Genomic DNA, 15,967 nt, shown 5'->3' with positions numbered 1-15,967 from the left:
ACCAGACAGGTTCTGGCTCTTTGCGGAGTGACTTTGGTATATTACTCAAGAATGATACTTAACGTATGCTTCCAGAGTGTTTTCAATCAAACTGGCGACAGTCATTGGACCGACTCCTCCCGGTACCGGCGTAATCCAGCCAGCACGTTCACTGGCGGCGGCATATTCTACGTCGCCGACTAGGCTGCCGTTATCAACCCGGTTAATGCCCACATCAATCACAATCGCCCCCGGTTTGATCCACTCGCCGGGAATAAATTCGGCTTTACCCACTGCGACCACAAGTAAATCGGCCCGTCTGACATGGGACTGCAGATCTTTGGTAAATTTGTGGCATACGGTGGTGGTGCAACCTGCAATCAATAACTCCAGGCACATAGGACGTCCGACTATGTTGGAGGCACCCACCACCACGGCGTCCAGTCCCTTTATCGGACGTTTGCTGGACTCTATCAGTGTCATTATGCCTTTAGGAGTGCAGGGACGTAGGGCAGGCATACGTTCTGCCAAGCGCCCTATGTTGTAAGGATGGAAACCATCCACGTCTTTATGCGGATGAATTTGTTCCAGTACTTCGTTGGCATCCAGGCCTGCGGGTAAAGGCAACTGGACTAAAATACCGTCGACTTCATTGTCCTGATTAAGTGTATCAATCAGTTCCAGTAGTTGCTGTTGCGTAGTATTGGCTGGCATATCGAAAGATTTGGACACAAATCCCACTTCATCACAGGCTTTGCGTTTGCTGCCGACATAAACCTGAGATGCAGGATCTCCTCCAACTAATACAACGGCCAGTCCTGGCGCTCTTTTGCCGGAAGAAACAATGGATTTAACATGTTCGGCGACATTTACCCTAACTTGTTTGGCTATCAGTTTCCCGTCGATAATTTGTGCAGGCATTATTAAGTTGTCTGTATGGTTGAACAAAATTGCCGGCTATTGTCACATAATCAAGCGGACTCAGGCAATGTCATCGGTATCCAGGGAGCGGATTTTATCCAGTCAATGGAGGGGCTTTAACCAGTTTGCTGTAAAACTGAACATTTAAACTTTTTGATTGAAAAAGTGTTTGACGACCCATAATCAAGTGGGTAATATGCGCCTCCCATAACGGCAGAGACATCGTCGTTACTAGCTTTAAAAGGCGGTGAGTAGCGCAGTTTGGTAGCGCACTTGGTTTGGGTCCAAGGGGTCGCAGGTTCAAATCCTGTCTCACCGACCACTTGCTTAAACTGTGCAGGTGCTTCAAAATGCGCCCGTAGCTCAGCTGGATAGAGCATCGGCCTTCTAAGCCGAGGGTCGCAGGTTCGAATCCTGCCGGGCGCGCCATGTGCGTTGCCGCAGTTCTAAGTAAACACCTCTATGGTGGGCGTAGCTCAGTTGGTAGAGCCCCGGATTGTGATTCCGGTTGTCGTGGGTTCAAGCCCCATCGTCCACCCCATTTTTTCGCGGAAGTGGTGAAATTGGTATACACGCTGGATTTAGGTTCCAGTGCTTTAGGGCGTGAGAGTTCAAGTCTCTCCTTCCGCACCATGCTTTTATCTTGATATTATCTCGGTGAGTAGCGCAGTTTGGTAGCGCACTTGGTTTGGGTCCAAGGGGTCGCAGGTTCAAATCCTGTCTCACCGACCATCTTCCCGCAAATATTTTAACTGTTATTTCCTAAAACCCGCAATTGACTGGAACGATTTAGAGTCGAGAATAGATCTAATTGCCGCTATCACGGTTTTTTTTCGTTTTCGACTCGACTCATTTAAAACCTGTCGGTATAATGTTGCGTCTTTTTTCTGGTCAAGTGTCGTTCAGGGCGGTTGTTGATATTCGGTTTTATTAATACCGTACCAATTATCTGAAGAATCCCCCGTTAATGAATGACTAATTTCAGCGTGTTAGCACGCACTATTGAGGTATAAGAATGCAAGTTTCAGTTGAGACGACTCAAGGTTTAGAACGCCGTCTGACTATTACGGTCGAAGCGGAAAATATCGATTCCGCGGTTAAAGCACGTTTGCAACAATTAGCAAAAACTCAACGTATTAACGGTTTCCGTCCAGGCAAAGTGCCCGTTAAGGTTATCCAGAAGCGTTATGGAGATGCCGTTCGTCAGGAAGTTTCTGGTGAAGTGATGCAGCGCAATTTCTATCAGGCCATCATGCAGGAAAAACTGACACCAGCAGGTGCTCCTACCTTTGAACTGAAAAAAGACGTTGCCGGAGAAGGCATTGAATTTGTTGCTTCGTTTGAAGTGTATCCGGAAGTTGAATTAAAAGATTTGGACAGCATCAAGGTTGATAAGCCAGTGGTAAAAATCAACGCTGATGATGTCAAGAATATGATGGAAACCTTGCGTAAACAACACGCTAGCTGGAGCGAAGTAAAACGCGCCGCGAAAGAAGATGATCAGGTCACTATCGATTTTGTCGGTACTATTGACGGTGAAGAATTTGAAGGCGGAAAAGCACAAGACTTTACGTTGGAAATGGGTAAAGGCCGGATGATACCTGGTTTCGAAGAAGGTATCGTAGGCGCTAAAGCCGGTAAGGAAGTCACCGTTGAAGTTAACTTCCCGGATGATTACCACGCTGAAAAATTGAAAGGTAAAGCCGCCAGCTTTGCTATCAAAGTGAAAAAAGTTGAAGCGTTGAACTTGCCAAAACTGGATGACGAATTTGCCAAATTATTTGGTGTAGAAGACGGTGGCGTGAAAGAGTTAAAAGCGGAAGTCCGTAAAAATATGGATCGCGAATTAACCCAAAACCTGAAAGCTCGTGTCAAAGAGCAGGTATTAACCGGTTTGTTAGAAGCGAATAAAGTCGATGTGCCTAAGGCGTTAATTGACCAGGAAATTGATGTATTGCGTCAGCAAGCGATTCAGCGTTTCGGTGCCCAGCAAGGCGGAAACATGCCTGACTTGCCTGCAGATCTGTTCAAGGAAAATGCCGAACGCCGTGTTAGCATCGGTTTATTGCTGGGTGAAGTGATCAAGCAAAACGAACTGAAAGTAGATGACGCCCGTGTGGACAGTATGATTGAAACAGCCGCCTCTGCTTATGAAGATCCACAAGAAGTGATTGAATACTATAAGTCCAACAAAGAAATGATGCAGCAAATGCAAAATGTTGCGCTGGAAGATCAGGCCATTGATTTGATTCTTGAGTCTGCCCAGGTGACTGAAGTTGAGACACCATTTGACGAGATCATGAACAAACAAGCTTAATTTATTGCTTGTTCGTTGACTTCTGTAGTTAGCAACTGATTAAATGCCCGGTATCTTCCGGGCATTTTTTTGTCGGGCATTTTTATATTAAGCGGATAAATGACATTGAATATGATGCAGAATACTTCTTTTGAACCCCAAGACGCGTTAGTCCCAATGGTTGTTGAACAGACAGCCAAAGGCGAACGTTCCTATGATATCTATTCCCGATTATTAAAAGAGCGGGTTATCTTTATGGTCGGTCAGGTAGAAGATCATATGGCCAACTTGATTGTCGCCCAGATGCTATTTCTTGAATCTGAAAATCCTGACCAGGATATATTTTTGTATATCAACTCTCCTGGTGGTTCGGTCACAGCGGGAATGGCAATCTATGATACAATGAACTTTATTAAGCCTAATGTCAGCACGGTATGTGTTGGACAGGCAGCCAGCATGGGCGCTTTTTTGCTTTCCGGTGGAGAAAAAGGTAAACGTTATTGTCTACCTAATGCACGGGTAATGATCCATCAGCCGTTAGGCGGATTTCAGGGACAGGCATCAGATTTTGAAATTCATGCCAGAGAAATACTGTCTATTAAAGAGAAATTGAACCGTCTGATTGCCGGCCACACTGGTCAGGACTATGAAATTGTCGCCCGTGATACGGATCGTGATAATTTTATGAGCGCTGAAGATGCAGTAAATTACGGTTTGGTCGATAGTGTATTAACCAGCCGCCTAGATAAGTAGACTTAAAGTCACCGAAAGTCTTACTCGAGAATGACAGGTACTATCCTGATAGAGTAAGCATTTAAACAGAGGTAAGTTTAATGAGTGATGACCACAGCTCCGACAGTGATAACAAATTACTGTATTGCTCATTTTGTGGCAAAAGTCAGCATGAAGTACGCAAACTGATTGCCGGCCCGTCAGTATTTATATGCGATGAATGTGTTGAATTATGTAACGACATCATTCGTGAAGAAATAAAAGAAATCGCGCCAAAAAAACCGGCCGACTCTTTGCCTAAACCGCACGAAATCCATACCCATCTGGATGATTATGTTATCGGTCAGGAACATGCCAAAAAGGTATTGTCTGTGGCTGTATACAATCATTACAAACGCTTGCGTAATGGAGACGTGCATGATGGCGTAGAACTCGGCAAGAGTAACATTTTGCTCATTGGTCCAACGGGAAGCGGTAAAACCCTGTTAGCCGAAACGCTGGCAAGATTGTTGGATGTGCCTTTTACCATGGCCGATGCGACCACTTTGACTGAAGCAGGCTATGTGGGTGAAGATGTCGAGAATATTATCCAGAAGTTATTGCAAAAATGTGATTACGATGTAGAAAAAGCCCAGCGAGGCATTGTCTATATTGATGAAATTGACAAAATTTCGCGTAAATCGGATAACCCATCTATTACCCGAGATGTCTCAGGTGAAGGGGTTCAGCAAGCGTTATTGAAGCTGATTGAAGGCACTATTGCGTCAGTTCCGCCACAAGGTGGACGCAAGCATCCGCAACAGGAATTTTTGCAGGTTGATACTTCCAAAATTCTGTTTATTTGTGGCGGTGCCTTTGCCGGTCTGGACAAAGTCATTGAGCAGCGGGCGCTAACAGGTTCGGGTATTGGCTTTGGCGCTGAAGTGAAGAGCAAGAACAACAAGGAGACCTTGTCGAAGCTGTTCCAGAAGGTAGAGCCTGAAGATTTGGTTAAATACGGTCTGATCCCCGAATTTATAGGGCGTCTGCCGGTAGTGGCAACGCTGGAAGAATTAAGTGAAGACGCATTGATCCAAATTTTGCAAGAGCCAAAAAATGCCTTAACCAAGCAATATGGCGCGTTATTTTCAATGGAAGATGTTGAACTGGAGTTCCGTGAAGATGCTTTGCATGCCATTGCCTCTAAAGCAATGAAACGCAAAACCGGTGCGCGGGGCCTACGCTCCATTGTTGAAGCTGTATTACTTGATACCATGTACGACTTGCCCTCGATGCAGGACATCAGCAAGGTCGTCATTGATGAGTCTGCTATCAAAGGGGAATCCAAACCTATTCTTATTTACGATAGTGAAAAAGAAAAGAAAGCAGCATCTGAATAACAATGATTTGAAAGGCCCGACAGGGCCTTTTCTGTATGAATCGACCAAACCGGTCAAACACGCCACTGACATTATAATTGATATTACAACAGCATAAACCGATCTTAATTTTCGGAATAGCTTCAATTTTGGTTTGAACTTTTGCTGACAATCCCCATATCAGCTAACAGTTCAATATTTAGCAGAATCGAATTTAAAGAGAATGAATATGACAGAAACACAAACGGATCATCTGGAAATTCCGATACTCGCGCTACGGGATGTGGTGGTCTATCCGCATATGGTGATCCCCCTTTTTGTTGGTCGTGAAAAATCTATCCGTTGTCTGGAAGCAGCAATGGATAACGATAAACAAATTTTTCTGGTCGCACAAAAAGATGCTGCCGTGGATGAGCCTGATATCGATGATCTGTACAAAGTGGGTACCGTCGCGACTATTCTGCAATTGCTGAAATTACCTGATGGCACGGTTAAAGTGCTGGTGGAAGGGAATGTACGTGGCGAAGTGCAAACCTACCTGCAAACCGATGAATTTTTTATGGGCGAAGTCATACGTAAACCGGATGACGAATTAGCCGATGCGGAGCAGGAAGTATTAGTGCGTTCTGCTATTTCGCAGTTTGAGGGCTATATCAAACTGAATAAAAAAATTCCGCCCGAAGTCCTGACTTCCCTCAATGGTATCGAAGACGCTGCTCGTTTAGCCGATACCATGGCCGCGCACATGCCGCTTAAGTTGGTGGAGAAACAAAAAGTATTGGAAATCATCGGTGTGCATGAACGTCTGGAATATTTAATGGCGTTGATGGAAAGCGAGATTGATCTGCTGCAAGTTGAGAAAAAAATCCGTACCCGGGTTAAAAAGCAGATGGAACGCAGTCAGCGCGAGTATTATCTGAATGAACAGATGAAAGCCATCCAAAAAGAATTGGGTGAAATTGATGACGCACCAGATGAATTTGAGGCCCTGGGCAAAAAAATCGAACAAGCCAAAATGCCGGCCGATGCCAAGCACAAAGCCAATGCCGAGTTGCATAAGCTGAAAATGATGTCGCCGATGTCGGCTGAAGCAACCGTAGTCAGAAGTTATATTGACTGGTTGGTGAATGTCCCCTGGTTCAAACGCAGTAAAGTTAAACGTGATTTGTTGGTGGCAGAAAATGTATTGAATGAAGACCACTATGGTCTGGAAAAAGTCAAAGAGCGTATTCTGGAATACCTTGCAGTTCAACAACGGGTGCGCAAGCTAAAAGGGCCTATCTTATGTCTGGTGGGACCTCCCGGTGTAGGCAAAACCTCTTTGGGGCAATCTATTGCCAAGGCAACCGGACGCAAATATGTGCGTATGGCATTGGGGGGAGTGCGTGATGAGGCCGAGATCCGTGGACATCGCCGTACTTATATTGGCTCTATGCCCGGCAAGCTAATTCAAAAAATGGCTAAGGTTGAAGTCAAGAATCCGCTGTTTTTACTAGATGAAATCGACAAAATATCCTCGGATATGCGCGGTGACCCGGCTTCTGCATTGTTAGAGGTGCTGGATCCGGAGCAAAACAGTACCTTTAGTGATCATTATCTTGAAGTGGACTATGACCTGTCCGACGTGATGTTTGTGGCTACGTCAAACAGCATGAATATTCCGGGGCCGTTGCTGGATAGAATGGAAGTGATCCGCCTGTCCGGTTACACCGAAGATGAAAAGCTGAATATCGCTACCGGCCATCTGATTGAAAAACAAATCAGCCGTAACGGATTGAAAAAGGGTGAGTTAATTGTCGAAGAATCAGCCATTATCGGCATTATTCGTTATTACACCCGCGAAGCAGGGGTGCGCAGCCTCGAACGAGAAATATCCAAAATTTGTCGTAAGGCAGTCAAAAATATACTGCTCGACAAATCGGTCAAAAAAGTGGTGGTGACTGAGAAAAATTTGGCCGAATATTTAGGCGTACAACGTTTTGATTACGGCAAAGCTGACAAGAACAACCAGATTGGTCAAGTGACCGGATTGGCCTGGACTCAGGTCGGGGGCGATTTGCTCACTATTGAAACCACTTCAGTATCCGGTAAAGGGAAAACCACTTTTACCGGCTCTTTGGGCGATGTGATGCAGGAGTCGATTAAAACCGCGATGACAGTGGTGCGTAGTCGAGCCGAAAAACTGCGTATTAATGATGATTTTCATGAAAAACGGGATATTCATGTACATGTACCGGAAGGGGCAACCCCCAAAGATGGTCCAAGCGCCGGCATCGCGATGTGTACCGCATTGGTTTCTAGCTTGACCGGTAATCCTGTGCGATGTGATGTGGCCATGACAGGGGAAATTACCCTGCGTGGTGAAGTCCTGGCGATTGGTGGATTAAAAGAAAAATTGTTAGCGGCGCATCGTGGTGGAATTAAAACGGTTATTATCCCTAAAGAAAATGAAAGGGATTTGGAAGAAATACCTAAGAATGTAAAACAAGACCTCGAAATCCACGCAGTGCAATGGATAGACGAAGTTTTGGCATTGGCATTGCAGGAAGAACCGCTTAAATTTGCACCAGTAAGTCGCAAGAAAGCGAAAAAATAGCAATTCAGTCAACTTTTTTGCATTTTTTTCGAATTTGGGGCTTCACTCTGGCAAAAGTTGTGGTAGCCTTAGACTCAGTTTCGCCACAGGCCTTATCGCAAAAGGGATAGCGGTGATTCATTTAAATCAAGTTTGTTTCAACATTCGTGAGTTGTTTCTCAGGTATGGAAAAACAATTTATTAAAACTGGTTCAGTTAACCAAACAATATAATAACAATTGAAGGGGATGATATTGTGAACAAGTCTCAATTAATCGATAAAATTGCCGCGGGTGCAGATATTTCTAAAGCGTCAGCAGGCCGTGCATTGGACGCGCTGACAGACGCAGTTACTGAAGCGCTGAAAGCTGGCGATCAAGTTGCTTTGGTTGGCTTCGGTACTTTCTCTGTACGCGAACGTGCTGCTCGCACAGGCCGTAACCCGCAAACTGGTGCTACTATCCAAATTGCAGCTGCAAAAGTTCCTTCTTTCAAAGCTGGTAAAGCACTGAAAGACGCTTGCAACTAAGTCGATTTTTCGGATTTTTAAAAAGGCGATGATTTTATCATCGCCTTTTTGTTTTCAGGAACATTGACTTATCGTCGGGATATTGGCTTATCCATGCAAATATACTTTGACGATATCGGATTAAAAATCAGCCAATAGATTCATTTATCGTCCTTTAAGCCGCATAGATGCTTTTTCACCTAGGCGTTATTACGTTATAATCCGGCCTCTGGAAATGTCGTCATCGAATTTCCGATAACGAGACAAGATCAAATTGGAGTTCGAAAAACACCATGTTAGAAAAAATTCGTGAAGGATCGCAAGGCTTCTGGGCAAAAGCGATTTTAGGACTGGTTTGTATTACGTTTGCATTGGCAGGCGTAGGTAGTTATTTAAATACACGCGGAGAACAACCTGTTGCCAGTGTCAATGGTACAGAAATAGGCACAGCCGCATTCGAGCGGGCTTATGAAAACGAGCGTGCCAGACTTGAATCCCAGTACGGTGACAGTTTCGCTGACCTGGCGTCCGATTCCGGTTACCTGAAACAAATCCGTCAGTCAGTGCTGGATCGTTTAATTGCAGAAACCTTGTTTGAACAGACCGCCGAACAAATGGGTTTGCGTATCAGCGCTGAACAAATCAAGCAACGCATCGTTAATATGAAAGAATTTCAGCTGGACGGGAAGTTCAGCAATGATACTTATCTGGCTATCTTGAGACAGGTGGGTTATCAGCCAAGTACCTTCCGTGACACTATGCGCAGTGATATGACTCGCCAGCAAGTCGTGCAGGCCTTATTGGGAACCGACTTTGCACTTGAAACCGAAGCACAGCAGGTATACCAGTTGCAGCAGCAAACTCGCGATATTCGTTATATCCAGGTTCCAGGTAGTGATTTTGCCGACCAAGTCGAGATATCAGAACAAGAAATTAACCAATATTATCAGTCTCATATCGCTCAGTTTGACACACAGGAAAAAGTATCACTTGATTATGTCGAGTTAAAAGCCAGTGATTTACAGGCTGATATTGAAGTTAGTGATGATGAAGTTAATCAGTATTATCAAGATAATATTGACACCTATCGCACCGAGGGACAACGCAAAGTCGCGCATATCCTGATCGAGTTTGGTGATGATGAAGATGCGTCGCAGGCGACTGCCGAAGAAGTGCTATCCAAAGTGCAAGCCGGTGAAGATTTTGCTAAGTTGGCGGCGCAGTATTCAGCGGATATTTCCAGTGCTGAGAACGGTGGTGAGCTGGACTGGTTTAGTAAAGGCGACATGGATCCTGCCTTCGAAGAAGCGGCTTTCGCGATGACAGAAGCCGGGCAAGTGTCTGCAGTAGTGAAAAGTAGTTTTGGTTTTCACATTATGAAACTGGTTGATAGCAAGCAGGAACAGGTAACTCCTTTAGCGGAAGCACGTGAGCAGGTGATTGCCAGCCTTAAGCAGGAAAAAGCATTGAACAAGTTATATGCGTTGCATCAGCGCATGTCGGAAGTGGCGTTTGAAGTACCGGATAATCTGGATGAAGTGGCCGAAATTGCCGGTCAGAAAATCCAGTCTACAGAACTGTTCTCTCGTAACGATGCGCCGGAGTTATTCAGCCAACCGGCAATGCTTAACGCAGTTTTCACTGACGAGATTATTTATCAGGGCGTAAACAGTGAAGTTAATGAGCTGGGGGATAATCATCTGGTGGTGTTCCGTATGCACGATCATCAGCCGGTGAGGACACGCACTGTCGATGAAGTTACTGCCGAAATCAGTGATACATTAAAAGCCACCAAAATGCAGCAGGCAGCGGTTGAATGGACCCAAACATTGCTGACCCAGTTGAATGAAGGACAAGACATTACTGCTCAGCTGCAAGATAAATCAGTGCAATGGCAAGAACAACAAGCTATGCCGCGTTATGGTTCTGCGGTTGCGCCAGCAATTAGTAATGAAGCGTTTAAACTGGCCAGCGAAGGCACACTGAGCCGTTCTGTAATTGAAATAGGTGGTGGTGACGCTGCCTTGGTTGAAGTGCAGAAGATCAATGCTGCAGAAACCGCCGACGACAATCAGTTAGCCGGATTGAAACAGAGATTGCAGTCGTTGAAGTCTCAGCAGGCGATGAGCAGCTTTGTCGAAGCCTTAAAAGCCCAGGCTGATATTGAAGTTTTCGCCAAAATATAGACCAATAAAAAGATAAATTATACCCCTTGGCGTTGCACACAACTCAAGGGGTTTTTACTATCAGAGAGATGTAACTCCCGCATTGTTTGCAAACAAACCGGGGCAATAAAAACTGTTTAGCGCTTATTAAGTGACTGGTAGGCGTGTATCAATTTTTTGGTGTAGTCGGTCTTCGGCCAGTTAAAAATAACGTCGGTTTTACCTGATTCAATCACTTTACCATTTTGCATGACGAGCACCCGATCGCTGATATGACGGACGATACCGAGGTTATGTGAGATAAAGATAAATCCCACTCCCAAGTCCTGCTGTAGCCTGACCAGCAAGTTAACGGTTTGAGAGCGTACTGAAGGGTCGAGCGCCGCAAAAGGTTCATCGGCAACAATCACTTCCGGATTGAGGATTAATGCTCTGGCCAGAGCAACCCGCTGTTTCTGGCCTTCAGACAGCATATGACGATAGAAATGTGCATGATCGGCCATTAAACCAACCTGGATCAAGGTGTCTTCTATCTTGCGACGTCGTTCGGAGACTGTCAGTTTGGTATTGAGTTTAAGGGGTTCATCGAGCAGTGAACCCAAAGTCAATCCCGGATTTAGTGAACCCTGGCTATGCTGGAAAATCATACGAATCTTAAGGCAACGTTGTTTGATATTGCCCGGTTGCATGGTTTCACCATTGAGAATAATACTGCCTTTATCCGGGGTTTCAGCACCGACTAGCAGTTTGGCTACCGTTGATTTACCCGAGCCGTTATCGCCGATAATTGCCATTGTTTCCCCGGCCTGCAGTTCGAAATCAAGAGAAGCCAGATGGAATATTTTGGGTTTACTAAAAAATCCGGTTTTAGTGCTTTTGGTAAAACTCAACCCTTGCACTGATAATAAAGCACTCATTTCTCTTTCCTGTTCAACGGGAAATGACAACTGTAACTATGCTCATGAATACGTTTGGGTAAGGGAAACTTGACGCATTCTTTTTGCGCTCTGGGGCAGCGTGGACCCAGCCGGCAACCGATAGGAAGATGTTGCAGGGTGGGGATAGTTCCGGGTAGCGAAGATAGTGGTGCTTTGGGCGGCAGATCCTGCCTAAAACTGGGAGCACTGTGTAATAATGCTTGGGTATAAGGATGTAAAGGGGTGGAACGCAATTGCTCCATGCTGCCACTTTCTACGGTTTGACCACAGTAGAGTACTGTCATATCGGTGGCCATATTGCCGATCGCCATCAAATCGTGGCTGACAAACAAAATGCTCAAATTCTGGATTTGGTTGAGTTTGGTCAGCAATCGTAATATTTGTACTTTATTGGTGATCTCCATTCCCATGGTTGGATCATCTGCAATCAATAGCTCAGGCTTGCTGACCAAAGCACTAGCTAACATCACCTTTTGGCAAACATCATCTGCAACTTGATGAGCGTAGGCGCGCATACATTGCTGGTGATCTTTGATGCCAACCTTATGCAGATGCTTAATCACAATTTCTTCGCGTTTCTGCTTGCGTTGCCAAAAACTGGTTTTGTCCAGCAGATGATCCGGTACACTTTCGAGTAGCTGGTCACCTAATGTCGCTGTCGGATCAAAGGCATTAGTGGCTTTTTGAAAAATCACCGACATTTCATCGCGGGTAATTTGGCGTCGTTCCCGTTCCGACATGGATAATAAGTCTTTGCCTTTCCAGGTCATCCGGTCGGCAGTAATTCTCCATCGATCAGGAATGGCGCCAACAATAGTGCGGACAATCAGGCTTTTGCCTGAACCGGACTCGCCGACTAACGCGCTGATTTGGCCTCTTTTCAGGCCGATATTGACCTTGTCCAGCGCCTTGACCCAGCCATTGGTGCTGTCAATTTCCAGGGTGAGGTTTTTGATATCCAATAACAGCATTAGTGTTGCAACCTGTTTCTTAGCGCAGTTCTGAGGCCATCGCCGACTAAATTAACCGAAATCAGCATTAACAGAATTGCGCCGCCGGGCAGGGCAATATTCCATGGTGCGATATAGGCCAATTCCAGCCCATCGGATAACATGGCTCCTAGCTCGGACGACGGCGCCTGAGCGCCCAGATTCAGAAAGCCCAGAGCACTGATATCCAGAATAGCTACCGATAATGAAAATGTACCGTTAACCACCAAGGGTTCGATCATATTAGGTAAAATTGAGTCGAATAAAATCCGGGTCTTACTGGCCCCGTCCAATCGTGCGGCAGTCACGTATTCCATATGGCTCTCGGTACGTACCAGGTCGCGAGTGAGATGAATAAATTTGGGAATAAGGGCCAGCGTAATGGCCCACATACAATTAGCCAGTCCGGTGCCTAAAATGGCGACGATAACGATGGCAATAATCAAGGTAGGGATGACCATTACAGCATCCAGCAAGTGATTTAATATACTGGCTCTTATCCCGTGTCCCATTCCTGCATAAGCACCCAGGCTAAAGCCCACAAGCATGGCAATTAATACCAACATAATGCTGATGCCAAATGTCAGGCGGCTGCCATAGATAACTCTTGAAAGAACGTCTCGGCCCAAACTGTCGGTGCCGAACAGATGTACTATGGTGCCGCTGCTATTCCACGCTGGAGGCAGCAGGATAACGTCGGTATTTTGTTCGGTTGGACTAAATGGCGCAATCCCGGGAGCAAAAATGATCACGATGATGAACATGATCAATAACCACAGTCCTAGCATGGAAACGTGATTGCGCCTGAATTCAATCCAGGTGTGCCGCATCGGAGACGGGAAATGATCTTCCAGGTAAAGTTTAGATTGTCCCATGGATATCCCTGTTTTTAAGCGGATTAATGATGCGCAATATAATGTCCATGCACAGGGTAAAAATGATCACCACAGTCGAAACGGCTAGCACGCCGCCGCGGATTGCCGGGAAATCCTGTACATAGATAGCCTGCATTAACCAATTACCAATGCCAGGCCAGGAAAAAATCACTTCGACTATCATGGCATTGGTCAATAGCGCCGTAAATTGCAATACCAATTGTGGCAATATTGGCAACAAGGTGTTGCGTACCCCGTGGCGCCAGATAACTTGCGGGCGTGTTAAACCTCGTGCGACGGCAGCCTTGATATAGTCGCTTTGCATCACATCAGCAACTGAGCGGCGGGTGATGCGAATCACAATTGTGCTGGTCACAATTGCAATTGATAAGGTCGGCAAGATCATATGGCGTACAGCATTATTTAAAGCATCGTATTTATCTGTCATATCCGAATGCAGGATATCAATCAGGATAAAACCGCTGTAATGGGGAATATCGTAGAGCAAGCTTAAACGACCAGACATGGGTAACCAGCCGAGTTGCAAAGAAAAAAACAGGATCAGTAATAACGCCAACCAGAACACCGGAATGGAATAACCCAGTACACTCGCGGACAATATGCCCATATCGATGCCGCGACGGTGACGCAAACCTGCCCAGAAACCAAAAGGAATACCGATTAACATCGACATCACCATCGCATAGATACTCAGTTCCAGGCTGGCAGGTAACACCAGTAAAATCTCACTCATGATAGGATTTCCGGAGCTGGCGCTGACACCCCACTCGCCCAGCCACAAATGCTTAAGATAGATGACATATTGTTGCAGGACATTACCGTCAAAACCATGCAGTTCTGCCAACCTGGCATAGTGTTGAGGGGATTTGATCGCGATACCGGTGAGATTAATTAACGGATCGCCAGGAAACAGATAAATCAGTGCGAAAGAACCTAACGTCACTACCAGCATGGTAATCACAAACAGGTTAAGCCGCCTGAGCAAGTAGGAAATCATTGGTCTTTTTCCACCTCGCCTAAACGGATCCCGCCAAAGGGATTAATATTAAAATGTTGGAGATTGCTTTGATAGGCCTGATAACGATAGGCGTGTGCAATAGGTACCAGAGGCATTTCCTCTGCCAGTATCGCATTAGCCAGTTGATAAAACAGGCTACGCACTTCGGGCTCGGTATAGAGCAATGCCTGATTGATTAGATTGTCGTATTTTTTATTGCACCAGTTGGAACGGTTGGTGCCAGATGCAATCGCTGCGCAACTAAATAATGGTCGATAGAAATTATCCGGGTCACCATTATCGGCATTCCAGCCAATCAGCACCGAATCATGCAATCCTTCTCTGAGCTTGCTACGAAAAGTCGCCCATTCATAACTGACAACATTGACGTTAATGCCCACTTGCTGCAAATAACCTTTAATTAACTCAGCCATTTTGCGTGCATTGGGATTGTAGGCCCGTTCAATAGGCATCGCCCATATATTCATACTAAAACCCGGTTCGATACCGGCTTCATCAAGTAACTCGCGGGCCATTACCGGGTTATAGCTGGTATCGCGAACATTACTCTGATAAGCCCAGGAGGTCGGAGGCAGAATTCCTCTGGCACGCACCGCACTATCATAATAAACCGCGTTGATCAGGGTATCCTTATCAATAGCCATCGCTAACGCTTTACGTACATTGGGATTATTGAACGGTTCTCTTTGGGTATTAAATGCCCAGAACCCCACATTTAGACCCGGTTTTTCGTCTGCGCGCAGGTTGTGCCGGTTTTCGATTACGCTCAAATCACTGTAAGAAGGAAAGGCAATCGCGTCGCATTCACCAGTCAATAATTTAGCCAGCCGGGTTGAACTGGAAGGCGTGATATCGAATATTAACTTTTCTATAGCGACCTGATGATGCCAATACTCCTGGTTACGATGATAACGAATATAACGACCTTTGCGATAACGTTCGAAGACAAATGGGCCAGTACCTATTGGCAAATTATCCAGTTGCTCGGGGTTGCCTTTATCGATTTGTTGTTGGGCATATTCTGCCGACAGGATCACCGCAAAGTCAGTGGCAAGGTTGGCCAGGAAAGAACTATCCGGCCTGGTCAATTTGATTTCCACCCGATAGCCGTTAATCCGCTGGACGCTGTCGATGATCGATGCCAAACCTAGGCTGACAAAGTAAGGATAAGTACCACCGGAGATTTGATGATAGGGGTGACCTTCCAGACGCCAACGATCAATGCTGAATAACACGTCATCAGCGTTAAAATAACGACTCGGGGTAAAGTAGGGGGTATGGTGAAAACTGACTTTTTTGCGTAGTTGAAAGGTGTAGGTCAAGCCATCTGAACTGACCAGCCAACTGCTGGCAAGACCTGGCACGAGCATATTACTGACCGGATCAAACTCGATTAATCTGTCGTATAGTTGATGGGAACTGGCATCAGCAGTGGTTCCCGAGGTATCCAGTTGCGGATTAAAACTGCCGGGACTGCCTTCTGAACAATAAATCAACCCCTGCTTACTTCTGTCGGGTACACCACTTTGGGTACAACCCGCCAAGGTTACAATAAAAACTAATACACCATAGATTGCAGGTTTCATTTTAGC

The 15,967-nt window shown here is 45.7% G+C and carries 12 protein-coding genes and 5 tRNA genes; 11 read left to right on the top strand and 6 right to left on the bottom strand.

The window, feature by feature from the left end; translation table 11 throughout:
* Window positions 1-45: 45 nt before the first annotated feature.
* Window positions 46-900 carry a bifunctional methylenetetrahydrofolate dehydrogenase/methenyltetrahydrofolate cyclohydrolase FolD gene (folD, locus tag V1467_RS13985; RefSeq protein WP_416305587.1) on the bottom strand — a complete coding sequence of 285 codons (855 nt, stop codon included), beginning with the start codon at window positions 898-900 and terminating at the stop codon, window positions 46-48.
* A gap of 245 nt (window positions 901-1,145) precedes the next feature.
* Between folD and V1467_RS13980 the strand changes: the two genes are divergently transcribed.
* From V1467_RS13980 to V1467_RS13930, 11 genes are all read left to right on the top strand, one after another.
* Window positions 1,146-1,222, top strand: a tRNA-Pro gene (locus V1467_RS13980).
* 30 nt (window positions 1,223-1,252) lie between these two features.
* Window positions 1,253-1,329: transfer RNA gene (locus tag V1467_RS13975), tRNA-Arg, on the top strand.
* Window positions 1,330-1,365: 36 nt separating this feature from the next.
* Window positions 1,366-1,441 (top strand) — tRNA-His (locus V1467_RS13970).
* Window positions 1,442-1,448: 7 nt separating this feature from the next.
* A tRNA-Leu gene (locus V1467_RS13965) sits at window positions 1,449-1,533 on the top strand.
* Window positions 1,534-1,555: 22 nt separating this feature from the next.
* Window positions 1,556-1,632: transfer RNA gene (locus tag V1467_RS13960), tRNA-Pro, on the top strand.
* A gap of 283 nt (window positions 1,633-1,915) precedes the next feature.
* Complete coding sequence (gene tig / locus V1467_RS13955; protein ID WP_416305586.1) at window positions 1,916-3,217, top strand: trigger factor; 1,302 nt, start codon at window positions 1,916-1,918, stop codon at window positions 3,215-3,217.
* 114 nt (window positions 3,218-3,331) lie between these two features.
* Window positions 3,332-3,949 (top strand): ATP-dependent Clp endopeptidase proteolytic subunit ClpP, encoded by a 618-nt coding sequence (clpP, locus tag V1467_RS13950; protein WP_416308708.1) that lies wholly within the window; start codon window positions 3,332-3,334, stop codon window positions 3,947-3,949.
* Window positions 3,950-4,029: 80 nt separating this feature from the next.
* Window positions 4,030-5,307 (top strand): ATP-dependent protease ATP-binding subunit ClpX, encoded by a 1,278-nt coding sequence (gene clpX, locus V1467_RS13945; protein WP_416305585.1) that lies wholly within the window; start codon window positions 4,030-4,032, stop codon window positions 5,305-5,307.
* A 208-nt stretch (window positions 5,308-5,515) separates the two neighbouring features.
* Window positions 5,516-7,882, top strand: a complete 2,367-nt coding sequence (gene lon / locus V1467_RS13940) for an endopeptidase La (RefSeq protein ID WP_416305584.1) — start codon at window positions 5,516-5,518, stop codon at window positions 7,880-7,882.
* 235 nt (window positions 7,883-8,117) lie between these two features.
* Entirely contained in the window at window positions 8,118-8,390 is a 273-nt protein-coding gene (gene hupB, locus V1467_RS13935) for a nucleoid-associated protein HU-beta (protein WP_186506961.1), read from the top strand.
* Between the two features lie 272 nt (window positions 8,391-8,662).
* Complete coding sequence (locus tag V1467_RS13930) at window positions 8,663-10,555, top strand: SurA N-terminal domain-containing protein (RefSeq protein ID WP_416305583.1); 1,893 nt, start codon at window positions 8,663-8,665, stop codon at window positions 10,553-10,555.
* A gap of 116 nt (window positions 10,556-10,671) precedes the next feature.
* Here the strand turns inward: V1467_RS13930 and V1467_RS13925 are convergent, their stop codons facing one another.
* Genes V1467_RS13925 through V1467_RS13905 form a run of 5 tightly spaced genes read right to left on the bottom strand, consistent with a single transcriptional unit; the run spans window position 10,672 to window position 15,961 of the window.
* Window positions 10,672-11,451: an ATP-binding cassette domain-containing protein gene (locus V1467_RS13925; protein WP_416305582.1), complete on the bottom strand. Its 780-nt coding sequence runs from the start codon at window positions 11,449-11,451 to the stop codon at window positions 10,672-10,674.
* The gene (locus V1467_RS13920; RefSeq protein WP_416305581.1) at window positions 11,448-12,443 is read right to left on the bottom strand and encodes an oligopeptide/dipeptide ABC transporter ATP-binding protein; all 996 of its coding nucleotides are present in this window, start codon (window positions 12,441-12,443) and stop codon (window positions 11,448-11,450) included. The genes V1467_RS13925 and V1467_RS13920 overlap by 4 nt, the downstream gene beginning before the upstream one ends.
* A complete protein-coding gene (locus tag V1467_RS13915) occupies window positions 12,443-13,336 on the bottom strand; it encodes an ABC transporter permease subunit (protein ID WP_416305580.1) in 894 nt (297 codons plus the stop codon). Before V1467_RS13915 ends, V1467_RS13920 begins: the two co-directional genes overlap by 1 nt.
* A complete protein-coding gene (locus V1467_RS13910) occupies window positions 13,323-14,354 on the bottom strand; it encodes an ABC transporter permease (protein ID WP_416305579.1) in 1,032 nt (343 codons plus the stop codon). The genes V1467_RS13915 and V1467_RS13910 overlap by 14 nt, the downstream gene beginning before the upstream one ends.
* Window positions 14,351-15,961: an ABC transporter substrate-binding protein gene (locus V1467_RS13905; protein WP_416305578.1), complete on the bottom strand. Its 1,611-nt coding sequence runs from the start codon at window positions 15,959-15,961 to the stop codon at window positions 14,351-14,353. Before V1467_RS13905 ends, V1467_RS13910 begins: the two co-directional genes overlap by 4 nt.
* Between the last annotated feature and the right edge of the window lie 6 nt (window positions 15,962-15,967).

The organism is Neptunicella plasticusilytica, assembly GCF_047922965.1.
GTDB lineage: Bacteria > Pseudomonadota > Gammaproteobacteria > Enterobacterales > Alteromonadaceae > Neptunicella > Neptunicella plasticusilytica.
Note: the sequence above shows the minus strand (reverse complement) of the source record. Positions and strands in the feature narration are given on the sequence as shown.

Coding starts and splice junctions, on each gene's coding strand:
- V1467_RS13930 (WP_416305583.1), top strand. CDS start 8,663: ATGTTAGAAAAAATTCGTGAAGGATCGCAAGGCTTCTGGGCAAAAGCG.
- clpP (WP_416308708.1), top strand. CDS start 3,332: ATGCAGAATACTTCTTTTGAACCCCAAGACGCGTTAGTCCCAATGGTT.
- V1467_RS13925 (WP_416305582.1), bottom strand. CDS start 11,451: ATGAGTGCTTTATTATCAGTGCAAGGGTTGAGTTTTACCAAAAGCACT.
- V1467_RS13910 (WP_416305579.1), bottom strand. CDS start 14,354: ATGATTTCCTACTTGCTCAGGCGGCTTAACCTGTTTGTGATTACCATG.
- V1467_RS13915 (WP_416305580.1), bottom strand. CDS start 13,336: ATGGGACAATCTAAACTTTACCTGGAAGATCATTTCCCGTCTCCGATG.
- clpX (WP_416305585.1), top strand. CDS start 4,030: ATGAGTGATGACCACAGCTCCGACAGTGATAACAAATTACTGTATTGC.
- V1467_RS13920 (WP_416305581.1), bottom strand. CDS start 12,443: ATGCTGTTATTGGATATCAAAAACCTCACCCTGGAAATTGACAGCACC.
- tig (WP_416305586.1), top strand. CDS start 1,916: ATGCAAGTTTCAGTTGAGACGACTCAAGGTTTAGAACGCCGTCTGACT.
- lon (WP_416305584.1), top strand. CDS start 5,516: ATGACAGAAACACAAACGGATCATCTGGAAATTCCGATACTCGCGCTA.
- V1467_RS13905 (WP_416305578.1), bottom strand. CDS start 15,961: ATGAAACCTGCAATCTATGGTGTATTAGTTTTTATTGTAACCTTGGCG.
- folD (WP_416305587.1), bottom strand. CDS start 900: ATGCCTGCACAAATTATCGACGGGAAACTGATAGCCAAACAAGTTAGG.